Genomic DNA, 25,145 nt, shown 5'->3' with positions numbered 1-25,145 from the left:
ACGGCCGTCTTGGCCCGTGCCCTGGTGGACCGGGACAGTCAAGCTGCCGCACCTACGGCCGTCTCGGCCCGCGCCCTGGCGGACCGAGACGGCCGGTTCGGCTAGCTGGTGAGGATCGCCCTGGCCAGGGCGGCGGTCTCCGACGGCGTCTTGCCGACCTTGATCCCGACCGCCTCCATGGCCAGCTTCTTGGCCTCCGCCGTGCCCGAGGAACCCGAGACGATGGCGCCCGCGTGACCCATCGTCTTGCCCTCGGGCGCGGTGAAGCCCGCGACGTAGCCGACCACGGGCTTGGACACGTTGTCCCGCACGAACTCCGCCGCCCGTTCCTCCGCGTCGCCGCCGATCTCGCCGATCATCACGATCAGCTCGGTCTCCGGGTCCGCCTCGAACGCCTCGATGGCGTCGATGTGCGTGGTGCCGACGATCGGGTCGCCGCCGATGCCGACGCACGTGGTGAAGCCGAAGTCCTTCAGTTCGTGCATCAGCTGGTACGTCAGGGTTCCGGACTTCGACACCAGGCCGATCGAGCCGGGTTTGGTGATGTCGGCGGGGATGATGCCCGCGTTGGACTTGCCGGGGCTGATGATGCCGGGGCAGTTCGGGCCGATGATCCGCGTGGACTTGCCCTGGGCGTGCGCCCAGAAGCGTGCCGTGTCGTGGACCGGGACGCCCTCGGTGATCACCACGGCCAGGCCGATGCCCGCGTCGACGGCCTCGATCACCGCGTCGCCCGTGAAGGCGGGCGGGACGAAGAGCACCGACACGTTCGCGCCGGTCTCCGCCATCGCCTGGGCGACCGTGCCGTACACCGGCAGCGTCACGTCGTCGAAGTCGACGGACGTGCCGGCCTTGCGCGCGTTGACGCCGCCGACGACCTGTGTGCCGGCCGCGAGCATGCGGCGGGTGTGCTTGGCACCCTCCGCTCCCGTCATGCCCTGCACGATCACACGGCTGTTCTCGTCGAGGAAGATCGCCATCAGGACTCCTTGCCAGCGAGAGCGGCGGCACGGCCCGCCGCGTCGTCCATCGTGTGCGCCACGGTGATCAGCGGGTGTCGTGCCTCGTCGAGGATGCGGTGGCCCGCGTCGGCGTTGTTGCCGTCGAGCCGGACGACCAGCGGTTTGTCGGCGCGGTCGCCGAGCATGCCGAGGGCCTGCACGATTCCGTTGGCCACCGCGTCGCACGCGGTGATGCCGCCGAACACGTTCACGAACACGCTGCGGACCGCCGGGTCCGAGAGGATGACGTCGAGGCCGTCGGCCATCACCTGGGCCGAGGCGCCGCCGCCGATGTCGAGGAAGTTCGCGGGCGCGGCACCGGCCAGCGCCACGACGTCCAAAGTGGACATGACGAGCCCCGCGCCGTTGCCGATGACACCGACGGTGCCGTCGAGCTTGACGTAGTTGAGGCCCTTCTCGGCGGCCCGCACCTCCAGCGGGTCGCCCACGGCGCTGTCCTCAGGTCGAGAGTGCCGGAACGACGCGTTGTCGTCCAGCGTCACTTTCCCGTCCAAAGCGACGATTCGGCCGTCTTTGGTGCGCGCCAACGGGTTCACCTCGACCAGCGTCGCGTCCTCGGACACGAAGGCCTTCCACAGAGCGGAAGCGACGGCGTTCACTTCGTCGGCGATCTCCGGTGAGAACACCGCCGATGCGTCGAAAGCCGAAGCTGGCATTCGAGTGATGGAGTCCGCCATCTCCTCGATCTCCATGCCACCGGTGGCCGAGGCCATGCCGATGAACGTCCTGTTGGCACGATCGAGGAGGAACGACAGGTAGTACTCCTCGGCGATCTCGCTCGCCTCGGTGACCAGAACCTTGTGCACGGTGTGGCCCTTGATGTCCATCCCCAGGATGGCCGAGGCCGCAACGAAAGCTTCGTCAGGCGTCGAAGCGAGCTTGATGCCGCCGGCCTTGCCGCGCCCGCCGGTCTTCACCTGAGCCTTCACGACGACAGTGCCGCCGAGGCTGGAGGCGGCCTCGCGCGCGGAATCAGGAGTGTCCGCCACGAAACCACGCGGAACGGGCACCCCGTACCGCTCGAAGAGGTCCCGCGCCTCGTGTTCGAAAAGATCCACCGTCTACGTCCTCTCGCCGAAAACTTGCGGCCATCTATGGACATCCGGTTGGTAGCGGAGTAACGATATGCCTACCTCATACGGTATGCAATCTACAGTCGAAGCGCCAAAGGGGAGCTGATCGCCGATGACGAGTTCCGCGGAGCCGGAGTCGATTTCTGGAGGCCACCTGGTGGCCAAGGCGCTCAAAGCCGAGGGCGTCGACACCATCTTCACGCTGTGCGGCGGGCACATCATCGACATCTACGACGGCTGCGTGGACGAGGGCATCGCCGTCATCGACGTCCGGCACGAACAGGTCGCGGCACACGCGGCCGACGGGTACGCCCGCATCACCGGCAAGCCCGGTTGCGCCGTCGTCACGGCGGGTCCGGGCACCACAGACGCTGTCACGGGCGTCGCGAACGCGTTCCGCGCGGAGAGCCCCATGCTGCTGATCGGCGGCCAGGGCGCGTTGAGCCAGCACAAGATGGGCTCACTGCAGGACCTCCCGCACGTGGACATGATGACGCCGATCACGAAGTTCGCGGCGAACGTCCCGCACACCGCCCGCATCGCGGACATGGTGTCGATGGCGTTCCGCGAGGCCAACGCCGGCGCGCCGGGCCCGTCGTTCCTGGAGATCCCGCGGGACGTGCTGGACGCCAAGGTGCCGGTGAGCACGGCACGAGTACCGGAAGCGGGCCACTACCGCGCGTCCACGCGCAGCGTCGGTGACCCGGCGGACATCGAGAAGCTCGCGGACCTGCTGGTGCACGCCAAGAAACCCGCGATCCTGCTGGGTTCCCAGGTGTGGACGACGCGCGCCACGGACTCCGCGATCGACCTCGTCCGCACCCTCAACATCCCCGCCTACATGAACGGAGCGGGCCGCGGCACCCTGCCTCCCGGCGACCCGCACCACTTCCAGTTGTCGCGCCGCTATGCCTTCGACAACGCCGATGTCATCGTGATCGTCGGAACCCCGTTCGACTTCCGGATGGGCTACGGCCGAAGGCTTTCCGCGAACGCGACGGTCGTCCAGATCGACCTCGACTACCGCACCGTCGGCAAGAACCGCGACATCGACCTCGGCATCGTCGGTGACGCCGACCTGGTCCTGTCCAGTGTCGCCGCGGCCGCGTCGGGCCGTGAGGACAACGGCGCGATGGGCCGCAAGGTGTGGCTGGAGGAACTGCAGGCGGTCGAGGAGAAGGCCCGGCAGAAGCGCTCGGAACACCTGCTCTCCGAGGACATGCCGATCCACCCGTACCGGCTGGTGAGCGAGATCAACGACTTCCTCACCGAGGACTCCATCTACATCGGCGACGGCGGCGACGTCGTCACGTTCTCCGGTCAGGTCGTGCAGCCCAGGTCACCCGGCCACTGGATGGACCCCGGTCCACTCGGGACGCTCGGTGTCGGCATCCCGTTCGTGCTGGCCGCGAAACTGGCCAGGCCGGAGAAGGAGGTCGTTGCCCTGTTCGGGGACGGCGCGTTCAGCCTCACCGGCTGGGACTTCGAGACGCTGGTCCGCTACAACCTGCCGTTCGTCGGCATCGTCGGCAACAACTCGTCGATGAACCAGATCCGCTACGGCCAGGCGGCCAAGTACGGGCTGGAGCGCGAACGCGTCGGCAACACGCTCGGCGACGTGCGCTACGACCAGTTCGCCAAGATGCTCGGCGGCTACGGCGAGGAAGTGCGCGACCCCAAGGACATCGGGCCGGCGTTGCGACGGGCCCGCGAGTCCGGCAAGCCCTCGCTGATCAACGTGTGGATCGACCCCGACGTGTACGCGCCCGGAACCATGAACCAGACGATGTACAAGTAGGTGAGCTGACATGGCCAAGGCCCTGGAGGGCGTCAAAGTCCTCGACATGACGCACGTGCAGTCCGGACCGTCGTCGACCCAGCTGCTCGCCTGGCTGGGCGCGGACGTCATCAAGCTGGAAACGCCGGGACGGGGCGACATCACCCGCGGCCAGCTGCGCGATCTGCCCGAAGTGGACAGTCTCTACTTCACGATGCTCAACTGCAACAAGCGGAGCATCACCCTCAACATGAAGGCCCCTGAGGGCAAAGAGGTCTTCGAGAAGCTCATCGGCGACGTCGACGTCCTCGTCGAGAACTTCGGCCCCGGTGTCGTCGAACGGTTCGGCTACCCGTGGGAGAAGCTGCAGGCGCTCAACGACAAGCTCATCTACGCGTCGATCAAGGGCTTCGGGCCCGGCCGCTACGCCGACTTCAAGGCGTACGAGGTGATCGCGCAGGCGATGGGCGGCTCGATGAGCACCACCGGGTTCGAGGAGGGACCGCCGCTCGCCACGGGCGCGCAGATCGGCGACTCGGGCACCGGCATCCACCTGGTGGCCGCGATCCTGGCCGCGCTGTACCAGCGGACCAACACCGGACGCGGGCAACGCGTCCAGGTGGCGATGCAGGACGCGGTGCTCAACTTGTGCCGGGTGAAGCTGCGCGACCAGCAGCGGCTCACCCACGGGCCGCTGGGGGAATACCCGAACGAGCAGTTCGGGGACGAGGTGCCCCGCTCCGGCAACGCATCCGGTGGTGGCCAGCCCGGCTGGGCGGTGCGCTGTGCCCCCGGCGGCCCCAACGACTACATCTACGTGATCATCCAGCCCGTCGGCTGGGCCCCGCTGACCGAGCTGATCGGCAGGCCGGAGCTCGCCGAGGACCCTGCCTGGAACACGCCGGAGGTCCGGCTCTCCAAGCTGGACAAGGCGTTCGCGCTGATCGAGGAGTGGACGGAGAAGCACACCAAGTGGGAGGTGATGGACAAGCTCAACGCCCACAACATCCCGTGCGGACCCATTCTGTCCACAAAGGAGATCATCGAGGACGAGACGCTGGCCGAGCTCGGCACCGTGGTCGAGGTCGAGCACCCCGAACGCGGCTCGTTCAAGACGGTCGGCAACCCCCTCAAGCTCTCCGACTCCGCGGTCGACATCCAGCGCCCGCCGCTGCTCGGTGAGCACAACGACGAGGTTCTCGGAGCACTCGGGTACAGCGCGGACCGCCTCGCGGGACTGCGCGCCGCCGGCGTCATCTAATCCTCGAGGGAGAAGAATCTCATGCCGGACAACGGCTACGACCGCGCCGCGGTCGAGAACGTGCTCGCGAAGGTGCGGGCCGAGGGACGGTCGTCGCTCACCGCACCGGAGGGCAAGAGGGTCTGCGACGCCTACGGGATCGCGACCCCGGCCGAGGCGCTGGCGAAGTCGTCGGAGGGCGCCGTCGCGTTCGCCGAGGAGATCGGCTACCCGGTCGTGCTCAAGATCGTCTCACCGGACATCCTGCACAAGACCGAGGCCGGCGGAGTGCTGGTGGGCCTGAAGAACGCGGCCGAGGTCGCCGAGGGCTACCGCACGATCATCCACAACGCCGAGAACTACAAGGCGGACGCCGACATCACCGGCGTCCAGGTCCAGCAGCAGCTGCCGACCGGGAAAGAGGTCCACGAGGTCATCGTGGGCGCCACCACCGACGAGACGTTCGGCAAGATCGTCGCGTTCGGTCTCGGCGGCATCCTGGTCGAGGTGCTCAAGGACGTCACGTTCCGGCTGGCGCCGACGAGCAACGCCGAAGCCCTCTCCATGGTCAACGGCATCGCGGCGGCGGAGATCCTTCGCGGTGTCCGCGGCGCGGTGGGCGTCGACGCGGACAAGCTCGCCGACCTGATCCACCGCGTGTCGGATCTGGTCACGGACTTCCCGCAGCTCGCCGAGGTCGACCTGAACCCCGTGCTGGCAACGCCTTCCGGGGCCACCGCGGTCGACGTGCGCATCCTGGTGGACGAGAACGCCGCCAAGGAACCGCACCGGTTCACGCAGGACGAGATCCTCGCCTCGATGAACCGGATCATGAGGCCGAACGCCGTCGCCGTGATCGGTGCCTCGAACGAAGAGGGCAAGATCGGCAACTCGGTGATGAAGAACCTGGTCAACGGCGGCTACCAGGGCGAGATCTACCCGATCAACCCCAAGGCGGACGAGATCCTCGACCGCAAGGCGTTCGCCAGCATCGCCGACGTCCCAGGAGACATCGACGTCGCGGTGTTCGCCATCCCCGCCAAGTTCGTGCCGGCCGCGCTGGAAGAGGTCGGCAAGAAGGGCGTCGGCGGCGCGATCATGATCCCGTCCGGATTCGGCGAGACGGGCAACATCGAACTGCAGGACGAGATCGTCGCGATCGCGCGCAAGCACGGCGTCCGCATCCTCGGCCCGAACATCTACGGCTACTACTACACGCCGGAGAACCTCTCAGCGACGTTCTGCACGCCGTACGACGTCAAGGGTGGAGTCGCCCTCACGTCGCAAAGTGGCGGAATCGGTATGGCGATCCTCGGATTCAGCCGTTCCGCGGGCATGGGCGTCTCCTCGATCGTCGGTGTGGGCAACAAGGCCGACATCGACGAGGACGACCTGCTGACGTTCTTCGAGTCCGACCCGAACACCCAGCTCGTCGCGATGCACCTGGAGGACCTCAAGGACGGCCGGTCCTTCGCGGAAACGGCGAAACGCGTCTCGGAAAAGAAACCGGTCGTCGTGCTCAAGGCCGGCCGGACCGACCAGGGCGCCAAGGCCGCGAGCTCCCACACCGGCGCGCTGGCCGGCAACGACCGGGTCTACGACGACATCCTGAAACAGAGCGGTGTGATCCGCGCACCCGGCCTGAACGACCTGCTGGAGTACGCGCGCGGAATCCCGCTGCTGGCCACGCCGAAGGGCGAGAACGTCGTCATCATCACCGGCGCGGGCGGCTCGGGCGTGCTCCTCTCGGACGCCTGTGTGGACAACGGGTTGTCGCTCATGGAGATCCCGGACGACCTGGACGCGGCGTTCCGGAAGTTCATCCCGCCGTTCGGCGCGGCGGGCAACCCCGTCGACATCACCGGCGGCGAACCACCTTCTACGTACCGGAACACGATCGCGCTCGGTCTCGCCGACGAGCGCATCCACTCGTTGATCCTCGGCTACTGGCACACCATCGTCACGCCACCGATGGTGTTCGCGAAGCTCGTGGTCGACGTCGTGGAGGAGTACCGGGCGAACGGGATCCACAAGCCCGTCGTCGCCTCGCTCGCGGGTGACGTCGAGGTCGAGGAAGCCAGCGAGTACCTGTACCGCAACGGAGTGGTTGCGTATCCGTACACAACGGAGAAGCCTGTCGCAGTACTGGGTGCCAAATACCGGTGGGCTCGTGCTGCCGGCTTGCTGTAGTTAGTCGCGACTGGTCGTGGCCTTGGGAGAGGCCACGACCATTTTGCGGCAGTACAAGGAGAGATGGCCCGTCCGCGACCGTGAACACGCCCACGGTCGCGAACCCGCCAGGGAGGTCAACGAAGACAGCCGGTCCTCTGGAGGTTGTTAACCGTGGATGATCCAAATCTGGCAGCTCGTACGGAAACCAGTACTCCACCTGCGAAGGAACGAGTCTGGGCCGCGGGCAAGCTGGAAGCGATGCCCATCAGGAAACTCCCCGACGCACCACCGTCGATCCACCTGCTCGGTCCCACGGTGTTCCTGGTGGCTCTTGGCGTGGGCATGGGCGAGTCCTACATGTGGCCACGCCTGGTGCTGGTCTTCGGACCGGACATCAGGTGGCTCTTCCTGATCGGCGTGACGCTGCAGGCCGTCGTCATGCTCGAGATGGCGCGGTACGCGATGGCGACGGGGGAGAGCATCTTCTTCGGCGCCGCGCGCGTGTTCAAACCGATCATGTGGTTCTTCTTCGTGGTCGCGATGCTCGTCTACATCTGGCCAGGCCATCTCTCCGCCGGAGCGGCGGCTCTGGAGAAGATCACCGGCATACCCTGGACGGTGTCGGCGTGTGTCGGCCTGATCCTGGTCGGGGTGCTGTTCAGCCTCGCCAAGGTCATCTACAACCTGCTCGAGAACCTGCTGTCCATCCTCATCGGACTGCTCGTGGTCAGCACGTCCGTGGTGGCGGCGATGGTCGGCACGTGGGGCGACCTGACCAGCACCCTGACCGGCATGCTCCAGTTCGGGTACTTCCCGGCCCAGGCCATGTCGCCGGAGTGGTTCCCGATCATCGTGGGCTCGATCGCGTTCGCCGGGCCGTCCGGCATGCAGCAGATGTGGTACACGCTGCACCTGCGCGACAGCGGCGCCGGCATGGGCGCGCACATCCCGAAGGTCCGCGGGCTGCGGCACGCGGGCGAGGAAGAGAAGATGCCGGCCCGCGGCTTCATGTTCGACACCGAGGACAAGGCGGAGCTCGCGAAGTGGAAGGGCTGGCGGCGCTGGGTCACGTTCGACGCGCTGTTGCTCTTCTGGGGCATCACGATGCTCGTCACGGTCTCTTTCACGGTCCTCGCGCAGTCGGCTTCACGGACCAGCCCGGACGTGAAGGCGCTCATCGAGTCCGGTGAGCGGGAGGCTGCTTTGAACGCGATGTCGGACGCGTTCGCGTCGGCGGGCGGACCGGTGCTCGGCGCGGTGTTCCTCGGGTTCATCGCGTTGATCGGCCTGAACGCCACGCTGGGTCTGTTCGACTCGTTCTCGCGCGGCCAGGCGGACATGACGTACCACTTCGTGAAGGGTGCGAAGAGGTTCGGGATGTCGCACCTCTACGCGGGATTCCTCTGGGGTGTCATCACCTTCGGCATCCTGATCCTGCTGTTCGGACCCGCCGACGGACCGGGCGCGATTCTCGACGTGCTCGCGTTCCTGTCGACGTTCGCCATGGGCGCCTACTGCGTGGTGCTCCTGCTGGTGAACAACCGGATGCTGCCCAAACCCATCCGCCCCAAGCTGGTCACGAACCTGATCATCGGCTTCGGCGCGGTGTTCTACCTGGGCATGCTGTTCTTCAGTCTCATCAAGTTCGGAGTAGTGGTGGGCTGAGATGGCGATCCGCGAAGGCTTTCTCAAAGAAGCGGTGCCCGGCGCGTTCGTCGGTCTCGCCGCGGGGCTCATCGCGGGAGGGCTGGCCGCACTCGTCGGCCAGCCGCTCGGGTGGGCACTCGTCACGACGGTCGCGCTCGGCCTGCCGCTGGGAGCGTTCGGCGGCGGTTTCGGCCTGCTGGTGGCGGCAGGCCGGCTCCCGGCCGGACGGTTCGCTCCGGTGGCCCTGTACTGGCTCGTGGCGTTCCCGCTGGCCAGGCTCGTCCACGAGACCGCCGTGAGCCTCGTGCTCACCGGTCAGGTCCGGCTGCCCTCGGACCTGGCCGGTTTCCTCGCCTACCAAGGGATCGTGAGTTTCGGCTGGGCCATCGGTTTCCTGTGGCTGCACGAACGCATCTCCATGCGCCTGCGCGCTACGGCCTCCCGCTGACCTTCCCTTCCGCCGAAGGAGCCCAAGGATGTTGGATCTTCCCGTCTGGGTGTGGATCGCGACCATGGGCGGCATCGCCGCCATCATCGCGTTCGACTTCTACCTGGTGGTGCGCAAGCCGCACGAACCGTCGTTCCGCGAGTCGTTGTACTGGGTGATCTTCTACGTCGGCCTGGCCGTCCTCTTCGGACTCGGCGTCACGGTGTTCGCCGGGCCCGGGCACGGCGGTGAGTTCTTCGCCGGCTGGATCACCGAGTACTCGCTGAGCGTCGACAACCTGTTCGTGTTCGTGATCATCATGGCCCGGTTCGCGGTGCCGCGGGAGTACCGGCAGAAGGTGCTCATCGTCGGCATCGTCCTGGCCCTGTTGCTGCGCGCCGTGTTCATCGCCGCGGGAGCACAGGCGATCGCACGGTTCGACTGGCTGTTCTACTTCTTCGGCGCCTTCCTGATCTTCACGGCGTGGAAGCTGTTGAAGCAGGAGGAGACCGACGAGGCCGACGTTCCGGAGAACGCCGCTTTGCGTGCGGTGAAGCGGTTCCTTCCGGCGACCACGGTCTACCACGGCGCCGCGTTGACGACCCGCATCGACGGCAAGCGCGTCGTCACGCCGATGCTGATCGTCATGGTCGCGGTCGGCACCACGGACCTGTTGTTCGCCGTCGACTCGATCCCGGCGATCTTCGGGCTCACCAAGGAGCCGTACCTGGTGCTGACCGCCAACGCGTTCGCGTTGATGGGTCTGCGCCAGCTCTTCTTCCTGGTGGGCGGTCTGCTGGATCGCCTGGTGCACCTGAGCAAGGGCCTCGCGGTGGTGCTCGCGTTCATCGGGTTCAAGCTCATCTTCGAGGCGATGCACCACCACGGTGTCTCGTGGGCTCCGAAGATCCCGATCGTGGTGTCTCTCGGGGTCATCGTGGCGACGCTCGCCGTCACGACGGTCTGGAGCCTGCACACCTCACGATGGGCTGCCCGCTCCGCCGTGGAGGACGCTGAGAGTGCGCGAAGGAGCGAAGGCGCTCCTGTGAAGGACAATCAGCCGTGAATCGTGTGGCCTTCGGCGTCCTTGCGGAGCGTCTTGGCCACGGCCGCCTGGGCCTCGGCGTCCTTGCGCTGCTCAGTCAGCGCGGTGGACAGTCCGAGGCCCAGCGCGCGGCCGTCAGCGGAGAAACCCTCACGCGGCTGGGTGAGCGAACGCGCGAAGTTCTTCAAGCGGGACATGGTCTTCCTCCTGACGATGGTGGCTCCCGAGGCGCGCAGAGGCCTGACAGGCACTGTGGCACGGGAGGAACAGGGTTGCGGCCGGGGTCTTGTCCACCGGTCGCCCAGTGCGCGGGTACCCGGTGGGAAACCTCTCGCGGGTCTCCGTTGACCCCGTCCCTGTCGGGATTCAGCATACTGCGTTTTGTATGCAATCGGCCGCCACCGTGTCGCGGATCACCCGTACGGTACCAAATGACCGAACTGGGTGATCTGAGAGTGATGGATCAGTCGCCGTCTGTGGAACTTTCGGGCGTCTTGCGGTCGTGGTAGGTCTGGCGGGTCTGCTCCGCGTGGTTGTGCATGACCTCGCCGGCCTTCTCGGCGTCGCCGTCGGCGATGGCCGCGACCAGCTCGGCGTGCTCGTTCCAGGAGTCGCGGCTGCGCGGGCGGGCGATCGGGGTGTAGTACCAGCGCACCCGGCGGTCGACCAGCCCGATCATCTCGGACAGGACCTTGTTGCGGCCGATCGACGCGACGGCCGCGTGCAGGTCGGCGTTCGCCTTGACCAGGCGCTCGACGTTCGCGGTGACCAGGGCCTCCTCGCCGGCCTTCTGCAGCTTCCTGAGAAGCTTCACGTCGGACGCGGTCGCGTGTTCCGCGGCGAGCTTGGCGGAGTAGGTCTCCAGGACGCTGCGCACGGCGAGCAGCTGGTCGGCCTCCTCCTCGGTCGGGGTGTGCACGAAGGCACCCTGGGCGGGACGCAGGTCGACCCAGCCGTCGGTCTGCAGTCGTTGCAGGGCCTCGCGCACCGGCTGCCTGCTCACGCCCAGGTACTCGGCCAGTTCGGCCTCGACCAGGTGCTGGCCGGGGGCGAGGGTGCGGTTGACGATGAGCTCGAGCAGAGCGTCGTACACGGCCTGTCGCAGCGGTGCGGGACGTTCGACCCGGCGGGTCGCGGCGGCACTGAGCGAGCCGCGAGGTGCCCGGCGGCCACTGGGCGGAGAGGTCATGCCGGACAGAATACAGCTTTTGGTATGCAAAAAGCACTTCTGGTGAATTACCCGTGTTGTCCGTATACTGTATGCAATCTTCTTCTGGAAGAGTGGCAGAGCGGGGCGTGCTATGAAGATCGCTGTTCTCGGAGCCGGAGCGATCGGTGCCTACGTCGGTGCGGCTTTGCATCGTGCGGGCGTGGAAGTCCATCTGATCGCGCGTGGAGCCCATCTCGCCGCAATGCGTGAGCACGGCGTGCGGGTGCTGAGTCCGCGCGGTGATTTCACCGCGCGTCCACATGCGACCTCCGATCCCGCCGAGGTGGGAGAGGTCGACTACGTTTTCCTCGGTCTGAAGGCGTATTCGTACGCGTCGTCAGGCGATCTGCTGGCACCGCTGATGGGCCAGGGCACCGCCGTGATCGCGGCGCAGAACGGGATTCCGTGGTGGTACTTCCACGGCATGACCGGGCATCCCCTTGAGGGACAACGGATCGAGGCCGTGGACCCGGGCGGGTCGGTCACCGCCGTGCTGCCCATGGAACGCGCGATCGGCTGCGTCGTCTACTGCTCGACCGAGATCGAGGCGCCGGGCGTGATCCGGCACCTGGAGGGCACCCGGTTCTCGATCGGCGAACCGGACCGCAGCATCTCTCCGCGGTGTGTCGCGCTGAGCGAGGCGATGATCGCGGGCGGGTTGAAGTGCCCGGTGGAGAAGGACGTCCGCGAGGACATCTGGATCAAACTCATGGGCAACGTGGCGTTCAACCCCTTGAGCGCGCTGACCCGCGCGACGATGGTGGAGATCTGCGACCACTCGGACAGCCGCGACCTGGTCGCCCAGATGATGGCGGAGACCCTGACCGTCGCGCGGGCGGCGGGCTGCGATCCGCAGATCTCCATCGACAAGCGCATCGACGGCGCCCGCCGCGTCGGGCACCACAAGACGTCGATGCTGCAGGACCTGGAGGCGGGCAAACGGCTGGAGATCGACGCGATCATCGCCGCGGTGGTGGAGATCGCCGAGCTCACCCGCGTGCCGGCGCCGACGCTGCGGCACGTCTACGCGGCGATCGACCTCCTGTCGCGCACGTCGCTGGTGTCGTAGTTGTTGCTGCGTCAGCTGGAGTACCTGGTCGCCTTGGCGCGCGAACGCCACTTCGCGCGTGCGGCCGAGGCGTGCCACGTGTCCCAGCCGTCGTTGTCTGCGGCGATCAGCAAGCTCGAACGCGAGCTCGGGGTGCCGATCGTGTCCCGCGGCCGCCGGTTCGAGTCGCTGACGCCGGAGGGGGAACGGGTTCTGCTGTGGGCGCACCGCATGCTCGCGGATCGCGACGCGTTGCGGCAGGACCTGTCGCGCATGAGGGAGTCGCTGTCGGGGGTGCTCCGGATCGGGGCCATCCCGACAGCGCTCCCGGTCGCACCCCTGCTCACGGCGCCGTTCTGCGAGCGCTACCCGCACGTCCGGGTCACGCTGGAGTCGTTGTCCTCACAGGAGATCGTGCGACGGCTCGAAGAGTTCGAGCTCGACATCGCGATGACCTACGTCGACGGCACGATGCGCGCGATGCCGTTGTACGAGGAGCGGTACGTCCTGCTGACGCCCGCGGACGAGGAGATCGCCTCCCGTCCGGTGGCGCGGTGGGCCGACGTGGCCGCGCTGCCGTTGTGCCTGCTGACCTCCAACATGCGCAACCGGCGGATCCTGGACGGGGTCTTCGCCGACGCGGGCGTGCAGCCCGTGCCGGTGATCGAGGCCGACACCGTGGCGACGCTGTGGGCTCATGTGGCGACCCGGAAGTGGTCGAGCGTCATCGCCCACGCCTGGTTGCAGATGTTCGGCACGCCGGAAGGGATGCGGGTGGTGCGCATCGAGGATCCCCAGCGGGTGCCGAGGATCGGGCTCGTCGTGGGGGACCAGGAACCGGTGTCGATGCTGGCGCAGGCGATGCTGGGGCTCACCCGCGGGCTCGACGTGCGCGGGGAGCTGGAACGCATGCTGCACAAGCACCTCGACCGCCGGGAACTGTGACGTGTCCCGCAAAGCTCCTCCCGAACGCGCAGAACCTGGGGGAGCAACGTGAACATGCGTATTTGTGCTGCCGTCGCGGCAGCGGTCGCCCTGACCACGGCCTGCGGTGGTGAACCGGTGGCCGCACCGCCGGCCACGACCACCACGACGACTGTTGTAGCACCGACTCCGGCGGAACTGGACCAGCGCGCCAAGGCGGCGATCGCCCCACCCGGCGCATTCGACGCGATGGGCGGCAAGCTCAAGGAGAGTGTGCCGGCGAACGACAGCGGTCCCGGCGCGGAAGGCGAGATCGTCACCGTTGTCTGCAGCGGCTCCGAGTTGCGCGCCGATGACGTGTCGGTTTCGCGGACTCGGATCTGGGCGGGACAGCTGAGCCTGTTCCAGAGGGTTCACGCCATGTCCGAGCGCCCGGCAGCCGGATTGCTGGAGGCGGTGCGGACCAGGGCGGGCAGCTGTAGCCGGTCCCGCCTGGCTGACCAGATGAAGGTGGACATCCCGATCCCCGCGCCGCAAGGCGTGGACGGCGTCTACAGCGTCTGCGAGGCGAACCGCGATCCCGAGTTGGTTCCTTGGTCGTGCCAGTCGGTGATGGGGCGAGGCACGCTCATCTCAGTCGTGGTGGCGTCCGGCCAGACTCAGGCGGCCGCGGAGGCTCAGCTGACCTCCGTGCTGCCGATCTTCGCCGAGTCGTTCGTCAAGGCGTGACCGCTACTCCTGCACGATCGACGCGTCCTGCAACCGGAGCGCGTCCTGTCCCGGTGGCGCGCCGAACATCCGCCGGTACTCGCGGCTGAACTGCGACGGGTTGTCGTAGCCGACCGAGTGGCCGATCGCGGCCACGTCGTGCGGCGCGGTGATGAGCGCGGCACGAGCCCGTTGCAACCGGATCTGCTTCTGGTACTGCAACGGGCTCAACGCCGTGACGGCGCGGAAGTGCCGGTTGAGCGTCGGGACGCTGGTGCCGATGTCCGTTGCCAGGTCGTCGATGCGGATCACCCGGTCGTAGCGGGCCTTGATCCACGCGATGGCGCTCGCGACGAGGGCCAGGCGGCTGTCGGCCGTGCCCGCCTGCCGCATCAGCGCCGCCTGCGGGCCGTTGAGCAGCCGCCAGTGGATCTCGCGTCGCACGGACGCGCCGAGCACCCGCAGGTCGCGGGGCTCGTCCAGCAGGCGCAGCAGTCTGGCGAGCGGATCGAGCACCCGGTCGTCGGCGTCGCTGATCGAGATGCCGGGGCCGTCGTGCGGGCGGATCTTCGCCGGTCCGCCGTCCACGAGCAGTTGCGCGATGGTCTTCGGCTCCAGTTTCAGGCCCAGCGCGAGGAACGGGGCGCTGGTGATGTGGCCGGTGAGCGGGAGGTCGACGGTGACGACCGCGATCTGGCCGGGGCCGTGGTCGAACGTGTGGGCACCGAGGACCGTGCGTTTCGTGCCCTGGGCGACGAGGGTGAGCACCGGCTCGGTGACGGTGCACATGGGCTCGGTCACCCGGTCGGCGGCGAACACGAACACACCGCCGATCCACAGTGGACGGCCGGGGGCACCGGCGTGCCGGAGGATCCCGCGGCGGATCTCGTCCAGGTGCGTCATGGCTCCCAGTCTCGCACCGCCGTGACCGGAGCGCCGCGAAGGTGAGCGGATCGTGCAACGGACCGAGCCCATCGGTCTAGGTGATCGCGCCGCAGGGCCCTTGAATCGGGGTATGTCGCTTGATTCGTACATCACCCTCGGCCGCTCCGGCCTGCGCGTCAGCCCGTTCACCCTCGGCACGATGACCTTCGGCGAGGACTGGGGCTGGGGCAGCAGCCCGGAGGAGTCCGCGAAGATCCTCGCGTCCTACGTGGAGCGCGGCGGCAACTCGATCGACACCGCCAACATGTACACCGCCGGGCACTCGGAGAAGATCATCGGTGACTTCTTCGCGGACCGCCCGTCGTCACGGGATCGGGTCGTGCTCGGCACGAAGTTCTTCTGCAACCTGCACATCGGCGACCCGAACGGCGGAGGGCCCGGCCGCAAGGCGATCGTGCACCAGTTGGAGGACTCCCTGCGCCGCCTGCGGACCGACTACGTCGACATCTACTGGCTGCACAACTTCGACCCGTCCACCCCCGTCGAGGAGACCCTGCGCGCACTCGACGACCAGGTGCGCGCCGGCAAGGTCCGCTACGTCGGCTTCTCCGACATCCCGGCCTGGGCGACGGCCGAGGCCGCGACGCTCGCCCGGTGGTACGGCTGGTCGCCGATCATCGCGCTGCAGCTGTGCTACTCGCTGCTGGAGCGCACCTCCGAAGGTGAGCTGATCCCGATGGCGCAGGCCATGGGCATGGGCGTGCTGCCGTGGTCGCCGCTGGCGGGAGGTCTGTTGTCCGGCAAGCACTCCGGCGACCGCGGCCAGGCGCCGAGCGTTGCCGACCAGGCCGTGATCGACGTCGTCACCGCCGTGGCCGACGAGATCGGGGTCCCCGCCGCCCAGGTCGCCCTGGCGTGGCTGCGCGGACGGCCGGGCGTCAGTTCCGTCGTGATCGGCGCTCGCCGCGTGGACCAGTTCGAGACGAACCTGGGCGCGCTGGACGTGACCCTGTCCGACGCCCAGCGCGCCGCACTCGACGAGGTGTCCGCGCCGAAGCTGAACTTCCCGGCCGACAACAACCGTCAGCTCGCGCCGATGCTGCAGTTCGCGGGGGCCACTGTGGACGGACGACCGTCCGCCGTCTTCCCGTCGCTGGTCACGCGCTGAGGAACTCCAGCGCCTGCTCGACGAACAGCTCGTGGTGCTGGAACAGGGCGCCGTGCCCGGCGTCGGGGTAGATGCTCAGCTGCGCGTCGGGCAGGTACCGCGCGAGGTTGAACGAGCTGATCGTCGGGGTCATGATGTCGTTGTCCCCGTTGACGACGAGCACTGGCTGGCGAATCGTCGCGAGGCCCTCGGGCGAGCCCTGCTCCCACTTGGCCAACGCGGTCGCCTGTGCGCCGATGGTCTCGTTCGTCACCTCGGCGTCGCGGTCCTCCGTGCGTTCGTTCAGCCGCGCGAGGAACTCGTCGGCTGCCCGCTGGCTGGAGTCGGTGGGGGAGAAGAACAGCACGTGCTTCGGGTGCTTGCCCACCGCCGCCGACTCGTGCAACGCGCCCTGCAGCAACGCGAGTGCGTTGGCGGGTCCCGCGTCGCCGGCCGGTGAGGTGCCGGCGAGGATCATCCGCCGCACCAGGCCCGGTTCCTGCTGGGCCAGCACCTGGGCGATCATGCCGCCCATCGACACGCCGAGCAGATCTACCTCGTCGAACCCCAGTGCGCGCAGGAATCCGGCGAGGTCGGTCGACATGGCCTCCATGCTGTCCGGCGTGGTGCCGCCGGAGCCGCCCACCCCGCGCAGGTCGACCAGGACGACCCGGTGCCGCTCGGCCAGACCGTCGACCACGGCGGGATCCCAGTCGTCCAGCACCGCGGTGAAGTGGTGCAGGAACACCAGCGGAACCCCCTCGGTGAGGCCGATCTCGCGGTAGGCGAACGGGGTGCCGTCGACGTCGACAGTGCGCGTGACAGCGGAGTTTGCAGACATGGTTCCTCGCGGATTCATAGAATAACGATCGCTATGTAACGAGCGTTATCGTATGATCATGACCCCGGTGGAAGTCAAGTGGGGAGCTCGGCGTGCGGTACGCGAAGGACCACAAGGAGCAGGCCAGAACCGCGATCCTGGCCGCGGCCGGACGCCGGTTGAAGGAGAAGGGCTTCCACGGCGTGGGCGTGGACGGTCTCGCCGCGGCCGCCGAGGTCACCTCCGGTGCGATCTACTCCCACTTCGGGAGCAAGGAAGGGTTCCTGGAACAGGTGATCCGCGCGAACGTCAGCCCGGAGTTCGAGGCGCTCCAGGTCGCCGACACCGACGAACGACGCCGCAGGCTGGTCGAACTCGTCTACAGCTACCTGAGCGAGGAGCACTGCGAGGGCGTCGCCGACGGTTGCGTGCTGACGGCGCTCACGGCGGACGTCGCCAGGTCCGGCGACTCGGTGCGCGAGGTCTACCAGCTGCAGATCTCCCGCATGGTCGCGCTCGTCCTGCCCGCCATGCCCGGTGACTTCGAGGAGCAGAGGCGGCGCGCCTGGGCGCTCGTCGCCGCCATCATCGGCGCGGTGTCGGTCGCGCGCGCACTGCCGGCCGGAGCGCACCGCGACGCCGTTCTCCAGTCCACGCTGCGCTCGATCGAGGAGTCGATCGCGCACTCCTGACCCGCTGCCTCTCTTCGGGGCGCTGAGCAACAGAACCGCATCTGGGGCTAGCGCATACCGAAGATTGCATACAGTATGGGCATAGGAGGTGCAGACGATGAGCAGGCGGAAGAAGACCGAGCCCTACGTGCGGCTGACCCAGCCACTGGTGCGCGACGCGGGAGTCCTGCGGCCGGCCACCTGGGAAGAGGCGCTGGACAAGGCAGCAGAGGGCTTCCGCAGGAACGTGGCCAGCGGTGGTCCGGACGCGTTCGGCATGTTCTCCTGTGCGCGGGCCACCAACGAGATGAACTACATGGCCCAGAAGTTCACGCGTGCGGTGATCGGCACGAACAACGTCGACTCGTGCAACCGCACGTGTCACGCCCCGAGCGTGGCCGGACTGGCCAAGGTGTTCGGCAGCGGCGGCGGTACCTCCTCCTATCAGGAGATCGAGGACGCCGACCTGATCGTGCTGTGGGGCTCGAACGCGCGGGAGGCGCACCCGATCTTCTTCCAGCACGTGCTGAAGGCGGTCAACAAGGGCGCGAAGCTGTACGTGGTCGACCCGCGGCTGACCAGCACCGGCAAGTGGGCGCACGGGTGGTTGCGGCTCAAGGTCGGCACGGACATCCCACTGGCGCACGCCATCGCGCGGGAGATCATCGCGTCGAACCTCACGAACATGTCGTTCGTCGAGCGGGCGACCGAGGGCTTCCAGGAGTTCGTGAAGGCCGTCGAGCCGTGGACGCTGCCGGTCGCCGAGCTGGAGACCGGGGTGCCGGCCGCGCTCATCCGCGAGCTCGCGCACGCCTACGCCAAGGCGGATCGCGGGCAACTGAGCTGGACGCTCGGCATCACCGAGCACCACAACGGTACGAACAACGTGCTGAGCCTCATCAACCTGTCGCTGCTGACCGGGCAGGTCGGGCGGTACGGCGCCGGGCTGAACCCGTTGCGCGGGCAGAACAACGTGCAGGGCGGTGGCGACATGGGCGCCATTCCCGACCGGCTGCCCGGTTTCCAGGACATCACCGATCCCGGTGTCGCCAAGAAGTTCAACGACGCGTGGGGCTCGAACTTCAAGGCCGCCAAGGGCTGGAACCTCACCCAGATGCTGGAGGCGATGGAACGCGGTGACATGACCACCGTGTACATCATCGGCGAGAACCCGGTGCAGTCCGAGGCCGACTGCGAGCACACGATCAAACGACTGTCCAACTTGGACCACGTCGTGGTGCAGGACATCTTCCTCACCAAAACCGCGCAGCTCGCGCACGTCGTGCTTCCCGCGGCGGCGGCGTGGTGCGAGACCGACGGCACGTTCACGAACAGCGAGCGCCGGGTGCAGCGGGTCAGGAAAGCCCTCACTCCGCCCGAGGGTGCGCGCGACGACATCGAGATCATGGGTGAGATCGCGACCAGGCTCGGGGCAGACTGGCAGCACAAGACCGGGCAGGACGTGTGGGACGAGCTGCGCAGCCTGTCGCCCATCCACACCGGCATGACCTACGACCGGCTGGAGAAGCTCGGCGGCATCCAGTGGCCGTGCCCTGACGAGAACTCCCTCGAACCCAGCTTCCTGCACGGCAGGCTCTGGGAGGAGGACCCGGTCAAGCGCGGCATGCCCGCGACGTTCTCGCCGGTGCCGCACAGCCCGCCCGTCGACGAGCTGACGGAGGAGTTCCCGTTCCGGCTCACGACCGGACGCCGGCTCGACTCCTACAACACCGGGGTGCAGTCGAGCGGGTTCGAGTCGCCGCTGCGCATGGGCGAGACGCTCGACCTGTGCCCGCAGGACGCCGAGATGCTCGGGGTCACTGCGGGTGAGGAGGTGGCGATCACCAGCAGGCGCGGGCAGATCCAGGCGCCGGTGCGGATCGACGACGGACTGACGCCGGGCCTGGTGTTCATGACGTTCCACTTCCCCGACGAGATCGACGTCAACATCATCACGATCGAGGCGACCTGCCCGATCGCGGGAACGGCCGAGTACAAGGCCGCGGCAATCCGCATCGAGAAGCTTCCGGTGAAGGTGGGCTGAGTGGATCTCAAACTGCTCGACGTCGAACCGTCCGAGGCCGAACGCGTCGTCGTGGACCTGTTCACCGGCATGGGACGGGACCAGTTGCTGCCCGCCCTGCACGCGGTCAACGACCGGGTCGGCTGGATCAGCCAGGGCGCGCTGAACCACATCTGCCGCGTCCTGCACGTCCCACCGGCCGAGGCCTACGGGGTGGCGAGCTTCTACTCGCTGTTCTCGCTGACCGAACGTCCGGCGAAGGTCGTGCACGTCTGCGTCGACCTGGCCTGCCAGGTCAACGGCGCGAAGGCTTTGTGCGACAGGCTGACCGTCGAGCTCGGTCCGGCCGGGGCGAAGAGCGGCTGGTTGCGCAGCCCGTGTCTCGGGGTGTGCGAGAAAGCTCCGGCCGCGCTCGCGTTCGAGGCGGGGGAGGTGGCGAAGGAGCAGCTCCTGGCGCCCACCCACGCCGGTGAGGTGATCGCGGTGGCGGCCGCCGGTCCCTCTCCTGTGGACGGTGGGCGCGCGGAGGTTCCGCAGGCCGGTGCGGCCGGCCTGCGGCTGCTCAAACGGGTCGGCGTCGTCGATCCGGAGTCGCTCGACGACTACCGGGCGACGGGCGGCTACGCGGCGTTGCGGACGGCTCTCCTCCTGGGTCCGTCCGGGGTGATCCGCGAGGTCACCGACGCCAAGCTGATGGGCCGCGGCGGCGCGGCGTTCCCGACGGGACGCAAGTGGGACGCGACCGCCCGCCAACCCGTCCGGCCGCACTACCTGGTCTGCAACGCGGACGAGAGCGAGCCCGGCACGTTCAAGGACCGGTTGCTGATGGAGGGCGACCCGTTCGCGGTGATCGAGTCCATGACGATCGCCGGGTTCGCGGCCGGTTGCTCGCGCGGCTACCTCTACCTGCGTGGCGAGTACCCGAGGGCGCTGCACCTGCTGCGCAACGCCATCGCGCGGGCCCGTGAGCGCAACTTCCTCGGCGAGAACATCATGGGACACGAAGGTTTCTCGTTCGACATCGAGATCCGCCGCGGCGCCGGGGCGTACATCTGCGGCGAGGAAACGGCGATCTTCAACTCCATCGAGGGCTTCCGCGGTGAGCCGCGCTCGAAGCCGCCGTTCCCGGTGGAGTCGGGGCTCTTCGGCAAACCGACTGTGGTCAACAACGTGGAGACGCTGGTCAACGTGCCGGTGATCCTCACGGAGGGATGCGAGGCCTACACCCGCATCGGCACCGAGGCCTCGACGGGCCCGAAGCTCTTCTGCCTGTCGGGCAACGTGAGTCGTCCGGGCGTGTACGAGGTGCCGTTCGGCACCACGCTCGGAGAACTCCTCGACCTGGCGGGTGGCGTGCCGCCAGGCCGGGAGCTGCGAGCGGTACTGCTCGGCGGGGCGGCAGGCGGGTTCGTCCGCCCGGACGAGCTCGACCTGCCGCTCACCATGGAGGACGCGCGCGCCGCCGGGACCACGCTCGGCTCCGGCGTCGTGCTGGTGCTGGACGACACGGCCGACCTGGGCAGCTTCCTGTTGCGCATCGCCGCGTTCTTCCGCGACGAGTCGTGCGGCCAGTGCGTGCCGTGCCGGATCGGCACCGTGCGCCAGGAAGAGGCGATGCACCGGTTGGTGGGCAAGCGTCCGCTGAGCACTTCGGCTGCTGATCTCCAGCTGCTGCGGGAAGTCGGGCAGGTCATGCGCGACTCGTCGATCTGCGGTCTGGGCCAGACAGCCTGGAACGCCATCGAATCAGCTCTCGACCGGTTGGGCTACGCGCAGGAGGCGGCGTCATGACCATCGTGGAGATCGGCCTTCCGAAGCGACTGGTCGAGCTGACTTTGGACGGCGAGTCCGTGCGCGTGCCGGAGGGCGCGACGATCCTGGACGCCTGTACGGCCAAGGGAAAGTCGATCCCGACACTCTGCTACGGCGACACTCTGAAGCCCGCAAACGCTTGCCGCGTCTGCATGGTCGAGGTCGAAGGGGCGCGCACTTTGGTGCCGTCGTGCTCGCGCAAGGTTGAGCCGGGCATGGTCGTGCGCACGGACTCCGAACGCACGCAACACAGTCGCAAGCTCGTGCTGGAACTTCTCGGGTCCGCCACGGACCTCTCCACCACGCCGCACGTGGACGAGTGGATGTCCGCGTGCGGCGCCGACCCCTCCCGCTTCGGGCCGCCGGCGCCGCCGTCGACCGACCGGGACGATCGCCGGGCGGGCGAGCACGAGGAGCCTGACGGCAGGACCGCCGCCACCGTGGCGCAGCCGACCAAAGTGGACAATCCGCTGTACGTTCGCGACTTGGGCAAGTGCATCATGTGTTACAAGTGCGTCGACGCGTGCGGCGACCAGTGGCAGAACACCTTCGCGATCTCGGTGGCGGGTCGCGGCTTCGACTCGCGGATCTCCACGGAGTTCTCCGTGCCACTGCCCGAAAGCGCTTGCGTGTACTGCGGCAACTGCATCGAGGTCTGCCCGACCGGTGCGCTGAGCTTCAAGCGTGAGCACGACAAGCGCGAAGACGGCACCTGGGACGAAGAGGTCCAGACCCAGACGACGACCATCTGCACGTTCTGCGGTGTCGGGTGCAACCTCACCTTGCACGTGCAGGACAACGAGATCGTGAAGGTCACGTCGCCGCACGAAAGCACGGTCACGCACGGAAACCTGTGCATCAAGGGCCGTTTCGGCTGGCAGCACGTGCAAAATCGCTGATCAAGCATCCGGGAGGGCGCTCCGATGTCGTTGATCCTCAAGCCAGGAACCTCGTGGCACGACGTCTACTCGCAATGCGTGAAAGCCGCACCCGAGGCGTTCCACGACGATCGGCTGCTCAACCACTTCGGCGGCGAGTGGAGTCGTTCCGGCGAACCGATGCCCGCCACCACGCCGGTCGACGGCTCCACCATCGCAGGCCCGCCGTTCCTCGACTTCGACGTCGCGGGACGAGCCGTGGTCGCGGCCGTCGACCAGCACATCGAGTGGCGCAACGTGTCGCTGGCGGAACGCAAAGCCCGTGTGACGGAGGCGTTGGACGCGCTCACCGAGCACCGCGACCTGCTGTCGTTGCTGCTGGTGTGGGAGATCGGCAAGCCGTGGCGGCTCGCGACGGCCGACGTCGACCGCTGCATCGAGGGCGTGCGCTGGTACGTCGAGGAGATCGACTCGATGCTCGTCGGCCGGGAGCCGTTGAACGGCCCGGTCAGCAACATCGCCTCGTGGAACTACCCGATGAGCGTGCTGATGCACGCGATGCTGGTGCAGGTGCTGGCGGGCAACGCCGTCATCGCCAAGGCACCGACGGACGGCGGCGTCAGCTGCCTGACCCTGGCGACGGCGCTGGCCGTGCGGTCGGGGCTGCCGTTGACGCTGGTGTCCGGAAGCGGAGCGGAACTCGCGCCGGTGCTGGTCGGGTCGTCGTTCCTGGGCTGTGTGTCCTTTGTGGGCGGTCGCGATGTCGGCAGTGCCATCGCGACGCGCCTGGTCGACTCGAACCGCAGGCACGTCCTGGAGCAGGAGGGCCTGAACTGCTGGGGCATCTGGGAGACCGACTCCTGGGACATGCTCGGCACGCAGATTCGCAAGGCGTTCGACTACGGCAAGCAGCGCTGCACCGCCTATCCGCGCTACGTCGTGCAGCGGTCGTTGTTCGACAAGTTCCTGAGCGTGTACCTGCCCGCCGTACGGGACGTGAAGTTCGGTCATCCGCTCGCCGTCGCCTTGCCCGGCGACGAGCTGCCCGAACTGGACTTCGGGCCGTTGATCAACGACGCGAAGGCCAAGGAGCTCGGCGACGTCGTGGACGAGGCGGTCCGGGCCGGTGGCGTGCCGCTGTACCGGGGTTCGCTGGATTCCGGCCGGTTCCTGCCCGGTCAGCAGACCGCCGCCTACCTGGCTCCGGTCGCGATCCTCGACCCGCCGCGGTCGTCGGTGCTGCACCACGCCGAGCCGTTCGGGCCGGTCGACACGATCGTCCTGGTGGACACCGAGGCCGAGTTGCTGGCCGCGATGAACGCTTCGAACGGTGCCCTGGTCGCGTCTCTGGCCTGCGACGACGAGGCCACGGCTCGACGACTGAGCGAGGACGTCCAGGCGTTCAAGGTCGGCATCAACAAGCCGCGGTCGCGGGGTGACCGGGACGAGGTGTTCGGCGGGCGCGGCGCCTCGTGGCGCGGTGCGTTCGTGGGCGGCTCGTTGCTCGTGCGCGCCGTGACGGAGGGCCTGCCCGACGAACGCATGTACGGCAACTTCCCCTCCTATTCGCTCTACCCGCCCACGTGACGTATCGGGCGGACCTGCTCCGCATCGTGCAGACCGTGGTGGCGCCGAACGCCGCGGACATCGACCAGCACTCCAGATTCCCGCGCGCCGCCCTGAACGCCCTGGGCGCGCGCGGCCTGCTGGGCATGACGATCTCCCGCACGGTCGGCGGGGGAGGCCAGGACGTCCGATCTGCTGGACGGGTGGTCGAGGAGGTCGCAAAGGTTTGCGGCGCAACGGCTTCCGTCCTGCGCTCGCACTACTCGGCATCCGCTGTGCTGGACCGGTCGGGCCCGCACTGGTTGCGCGCGGAGATCGCGGCGGGCCGGCACCTGTCGACGCTGGCGGCGTTCGGTCCGTCGGGTGAGATGTCGACGCACGGCGATGTGGTGCAGGTGCGGGCGCGCAAGAGCTGGGTGATCGCGGCCGGTGAGGCGGACAGCTACGTCTGGTCGTGCGGCTCGGAGTTGTTGCTGGTTCCCGCCGAGGCACCTGGCCTGCTCGTCCCGGCCGATCATGCCGGAATGGGCCTGCGTGGCACCGTCGCCACCTGCGTGGAGGCGGATCCGGTGCGAGTGCCCGCATCCAACCTGCTGTGGTCGGAGGAACTCGCGTTCCCGTGGTTCATGGTGCTCGGGGCCGCGGTGTCGCTGGGACTGATGGAGGGCGCGCTGGCGGCGGCGATCGGGCATCTGGGCGGCGGCGATCCGCGCACCCGGTCCGATCTGGCTCGGATGAGGCTGCGGACCGACGCGCTCAGGGTGCTCTACAACGACACGCTGTCTGCGGTGACGTGGCATCCCGAACGCTCGGCTGACCGCGTGCGGCTGCTGGCGGTCACCGCGACCGAGGCCGCCGTCGCGGTGACGGACCTGGCGATGAAGGTGTGCGGGGACGCGGCGTTCCGCCGGGATCTGGGCATCGAGCGCCGGTTCCGGGACGCGCGTGCGGCGGCCGCGATCGAGCCGACCGTCGACGTTCTGCTGGATTCAGTGGAGATCTGAATGTCGGTTGGCCAGGGTCGCGAGCATGTCTGACGGTTGCCGGCCG

Annotated in this window: 22 protein-coding genes; 16 read left to right on the top strand and 6 right to left on the bottom strand. The window is 68.0% G+C overall.

The annotated features are described in order from the left end of the window. Nucleotides 1–101: 101 nt before the first annotated feature. Both sucD and sucC read right to left on the bottom strand, forming a co-directional pair. Nucleotides 102–980, bottom strand: coding sequence for a succinate--CoA ligase subunit alpha (gene sucD / locus SK854_RS10780; RefSeq protein WP_319974879.1), 879 nt, complete (start codon nt 978–980; stop codon nt 102–104). Continuing rightward, nucleotides 980–2,080, bottom strand: a complete 1,101-nt coding sequence (gene sucC / locus SK854_RS10775) for an ADP-forming succinate--CoA ligase subunit beta (RefSeq protein WP_319974878.1) — start codon at nt 2,078–2,080, stop codon at nt 980–982. The genes sucD and sucC overlap by 1 nt, the downstream gene beginning before the upstream one ends. Nucleotides 2,081–2,207: 127 nt before the next feature. Here sucC and SK854_RS10770 point away from each other — a divergent pair, with 127 nt between their 5' ends. The 6 genes from SK854_RS10770 (at nt 2,208) to SK854_RS10745 (ending at nt 10,424) form a co-directional block, all read left to right on the top strand. Further along, a complete protein-coding gene (locus tag SK854_RS10770) occupies nt 2,208–3,893 on the top strand; it encodes a thiamine pyrophosphate-binding protein (protein ID WP_319974877.1) in 1,686 nt (561 codons plus the stop codon). 10 nt (nt 3,894–3,903) lie between these two features. Next, nucleotides 3,904–5,133, top strand: a complete 1,230-nt coding sequence (gene frc / locus SK854_RS10765) for a formyl-CoA transferase (RefSeq protein WP_319974876.1) — start codon at nt 3,904–3,906, stop codon at nt 5,131–5,133. Nucleotides 5,134–5,154: 21 nt separating this feature from the next. Further along, nucleotides 5,155–7,302 carry an acetate--CoA ligase family protein gene (locus tag SK854_RS10760; protein ID WP_319974875.1) on the top strand — a complete coding sequence of 716 codons (2,148 nt, stop codon included), beginning with the start codon at nt 5,155–5,157 and terminating at the stop codon, nt 7,300–7,302. Between the two features lie 240 nt (nt 7,303–7,542). Further along, the gene (locus SK854_RS10755; protein WP_319974874.1) at nt 7,543–8,949 is read left to right on the top strand and encodes an Nramp family divalent metal transporter; all 1,407 of its coding nucleotides are present in this window, start codon (nt 7,543–7,545) and stop codon (nt 8,947–8,949) included. 1 nt (nt 8,950) lies between these two features. Continuing rightward, nucleotides 8,951–9,379 carry a hypothetical protein gene (locus SK854_RS10750; RefSeq protein ID WP_319974873.1) on the top strand — a complete coding sequence of 143 codons (429 nt, stop codon included), beginning with the start codon at nt 8,951–8,953 and terminating at the stop codon, nt 9,377–9,379. A gap of 31 nt (nt 9,380–9,410) precedes the next feature. Continuing rightward, nucleotides 9,411–10,424 carry a TerC family protein gene (locus SK854_RS10745; protein WP_406601757.1) on the top strand — a complete coding sequence of 338 codons (1,014 nt, stop codon included), beginning with the start codon at nt 9,411–9,413 and terminating at the stop codon, nt 10,422–10,424. Here the strand turns inward: SK854_RS10745 and SK854_RS10740 are convergent. Both SK854_RS10740 and SK854_RS10735 read right to left on the bottom strand, forming a co-directional pair. Continuing rightward, nucleotides 10,415–10,600 carry a hypothetical protein gene (locus tag SK854_RS10740; RefSeq protein ID WP_093590387.1) on the bottom strand — a complete coding sequence of 62 codons (186 nt, stop codon included), beginning with the start codon at nt 10,598–10,600 and terminating at the stop codon, nt 10,415–10,417. The genes SK854_RS10745 and SK854_RS10740 overlap by 10 nt on opposite strands. 266 nt (nt 10,601–10,866) lie before the next feature. Beyond that, complete coding sequence (locus tag SK854_RS10735; RefSeq protein ID WP_319974871.1) at nt 10,867–11,592, bottom strand: GntR family transcriptional regulator; 726 nt, start codon at nt 11,590–11,592, stop codon at nt 10,867–10,869. Nucleotides 11,593–11,704: 112 nt separating this feature from the next. Here SK854_RS10735 and SK854_RS10730 point away from each other — a divergent pair, with 112 nt between their 5' ends. Genes SK854_RS10730 through SK854_RS10720 form a run of 3 tightly spaced genes read left to right on the top strand, consistent with a single transcriptional unit; the run spans nt 11,705 to nt 14,314 of the window. Beyond that, nucleotides 11,705–12,682, top strand: coding sequence for a 2-dehydropantoate 2-reductase (locus SK854_RS10730; protein WP_319974870.1), 978 nt, complete (start codon nt 11,705–11,707; stop codon nt 12,680–12,682). Next, the gene (locus SK854_RS10725) at nt 12,683–13,606 is read left to right on the top strand and encodes a LysR family transcriptional regulator (protein ID WP_319974869.1); all 924 of its coding nucleotides are present in this window, start codon (nt 12,683–12,685) and stop codon (nt 13,604–13,606) included. Between the two features lie 48 nt (nt 13,607–13,654). Further along, nucleotides 13,655–14,314 carry a hypothetical protein gene (locus tag SK854_RS10720; protein WP_319974868.1) on the top strand — a complete coding sequence of 220 codons (660 nt, stop codon included), beginning with the start codon at nt 13,655–13,657 and terminating at the stop codon, nt 14,312–14,314. A gap of 3 nt (nt 14,315–14,317) precedes the next feature. Here the strand turns inward: SK854_RS10720 and SK854_RS10715 are convergent, their stop codons facing one another. Continuing rightward, nucleotides 14,318–15,196, bottom strand: coding sequence for an AraC family transcriptional regulator (locus SK854_RS10715; RefSeq protein ID WP_319974867.1), 879 nt, complete (start codon nt 15,194–15,196; stop codon nt 14,318–14,320). Between the two features lie 112 nt (nt 15,197–15,308). Between SK854_RS10715 and SK854_RS10710 the strand changes: the two genes are divergently transcribed. Beyond that, nucleotides 15,309–16,346 carry an aldo/keto reductase gene (locus SK854_RS10710; RefSeq protein WP_319974866.1) on the top strand — a complete coding sequence of 346 codons (1,038 nt, stop codon included), beginning with the start codon at nt 15,309–15,311 and terminating at the stop codon, nt 16,344–16,346. On the opposite strand, the gene SK854_RS10705 is transcribed toward SK854_RS10710, so the two are convergent. Next, a complete protein-coding gene (locus SK854_RS10705; protein WP_319974865.1) occupies nt 16,336–17,166 on the bottom strand; it encodes an alpha/beta fold hydrolase in 831 nt (276 codons plus the stop codon). The two genes, SK854_RS10710 and SK854_RS10705, sit on opposite strands and share 11 nt — an antisense overlap. Nucleotides 17,167–17,258: 92 nt before the next feature. Between SK854_RS10705 and SK854_RS10700 the strand changes: the two genes are divergently transcribed. The 6 genes from SK854_RS10700 (at nt 17,259) to SK854_RS10675 (ending at nt 25,099) form a co-directional block, all read left to right on the top strand. Further along, nucleotides 17,259–17,837, top strand: a complete 579-nt coding sequence (locus SK854_RS10700) for a TetR/AcrR family transcriptional regulator (protein ID WP_319974864.1) — start codon at nt 17,259–17,261, stop codon at nt 17,835–17,837. Between the two features lie 97 nt (nt 17,838–17,934). Continuing rightward, complete coding sequence (locus tag SK854_RS10695) at nt 17,935–19,860, top strand: molybdopterin oxidoreductase family protein (RefSeq protein WP_319974863.1); 1,926 nt, start codon at nt 17,935–17,937, stop codon at nt 19,858–19,860. Continuing rightward, nucleotides 19,861–21,630 (top strand): NAD(P)H-dependent oxidoreductase subunit E, encoded by a 1,770-nt coding sequence (locus SK854_RS10690; RefSeq protein ID WP_319974862.1) that lies wholly within the window; start codon nt 19,861–19,863, stop codon nt 21,628–21,630. It begins immediately after the preceding gene. Then, complete coding sequence (locus tag SK854_RS10685; protein WP_319974861.1) at nt 21,627–22,550, top strand: 2Fe-2S iron-sulfur cluster-binding protein; 924 nt, start codon at nt 21,627–21,629, stop codon at nt 22,548–22,550. Before SK854_RS10690 ends, SK854_RS10685 begins: the two co-directional genes overlap by 4 nt. Before the next feature lie 24 nt (nt 22,551–22,574). Beyond that, entirely contained in the window at nt 22,575–24,116 is a 1,542-nt protein-coding gene (locus SK854_RS10680) for an aldehyde dehydrogenase family protein (protein ID WP_319974860.1), read from the top strand. After that, a complete protein-coding gene (locus SK854_RS10675) occupies nt 24,113–25,099 on the top strand; it encodes an acyl-CoA dehydrogenase family protein (protein WP_319974859.1) in 987 nt (328 codons plus the stop codon). The genes SK854_RS10680 and SK854_RS10675 overlap by 4 nt, the downstream gene beginning before the upstream one ends. Nucleotides 25,100–25,145 lie beyond the last annotated feature (46 nt).

The organism is Lentzea sokolovensis (assembly GCF_033949975.1).
GTDB lineage: Bacteria > Actinomycetota > Actinomycetes > Mycobacteriales > Pseudonocardiaceae > Lentzea > Lentzea sokolovensis.
This window is presented reverse-complemented; position numbering and strand designations above follow the sequence as displayed.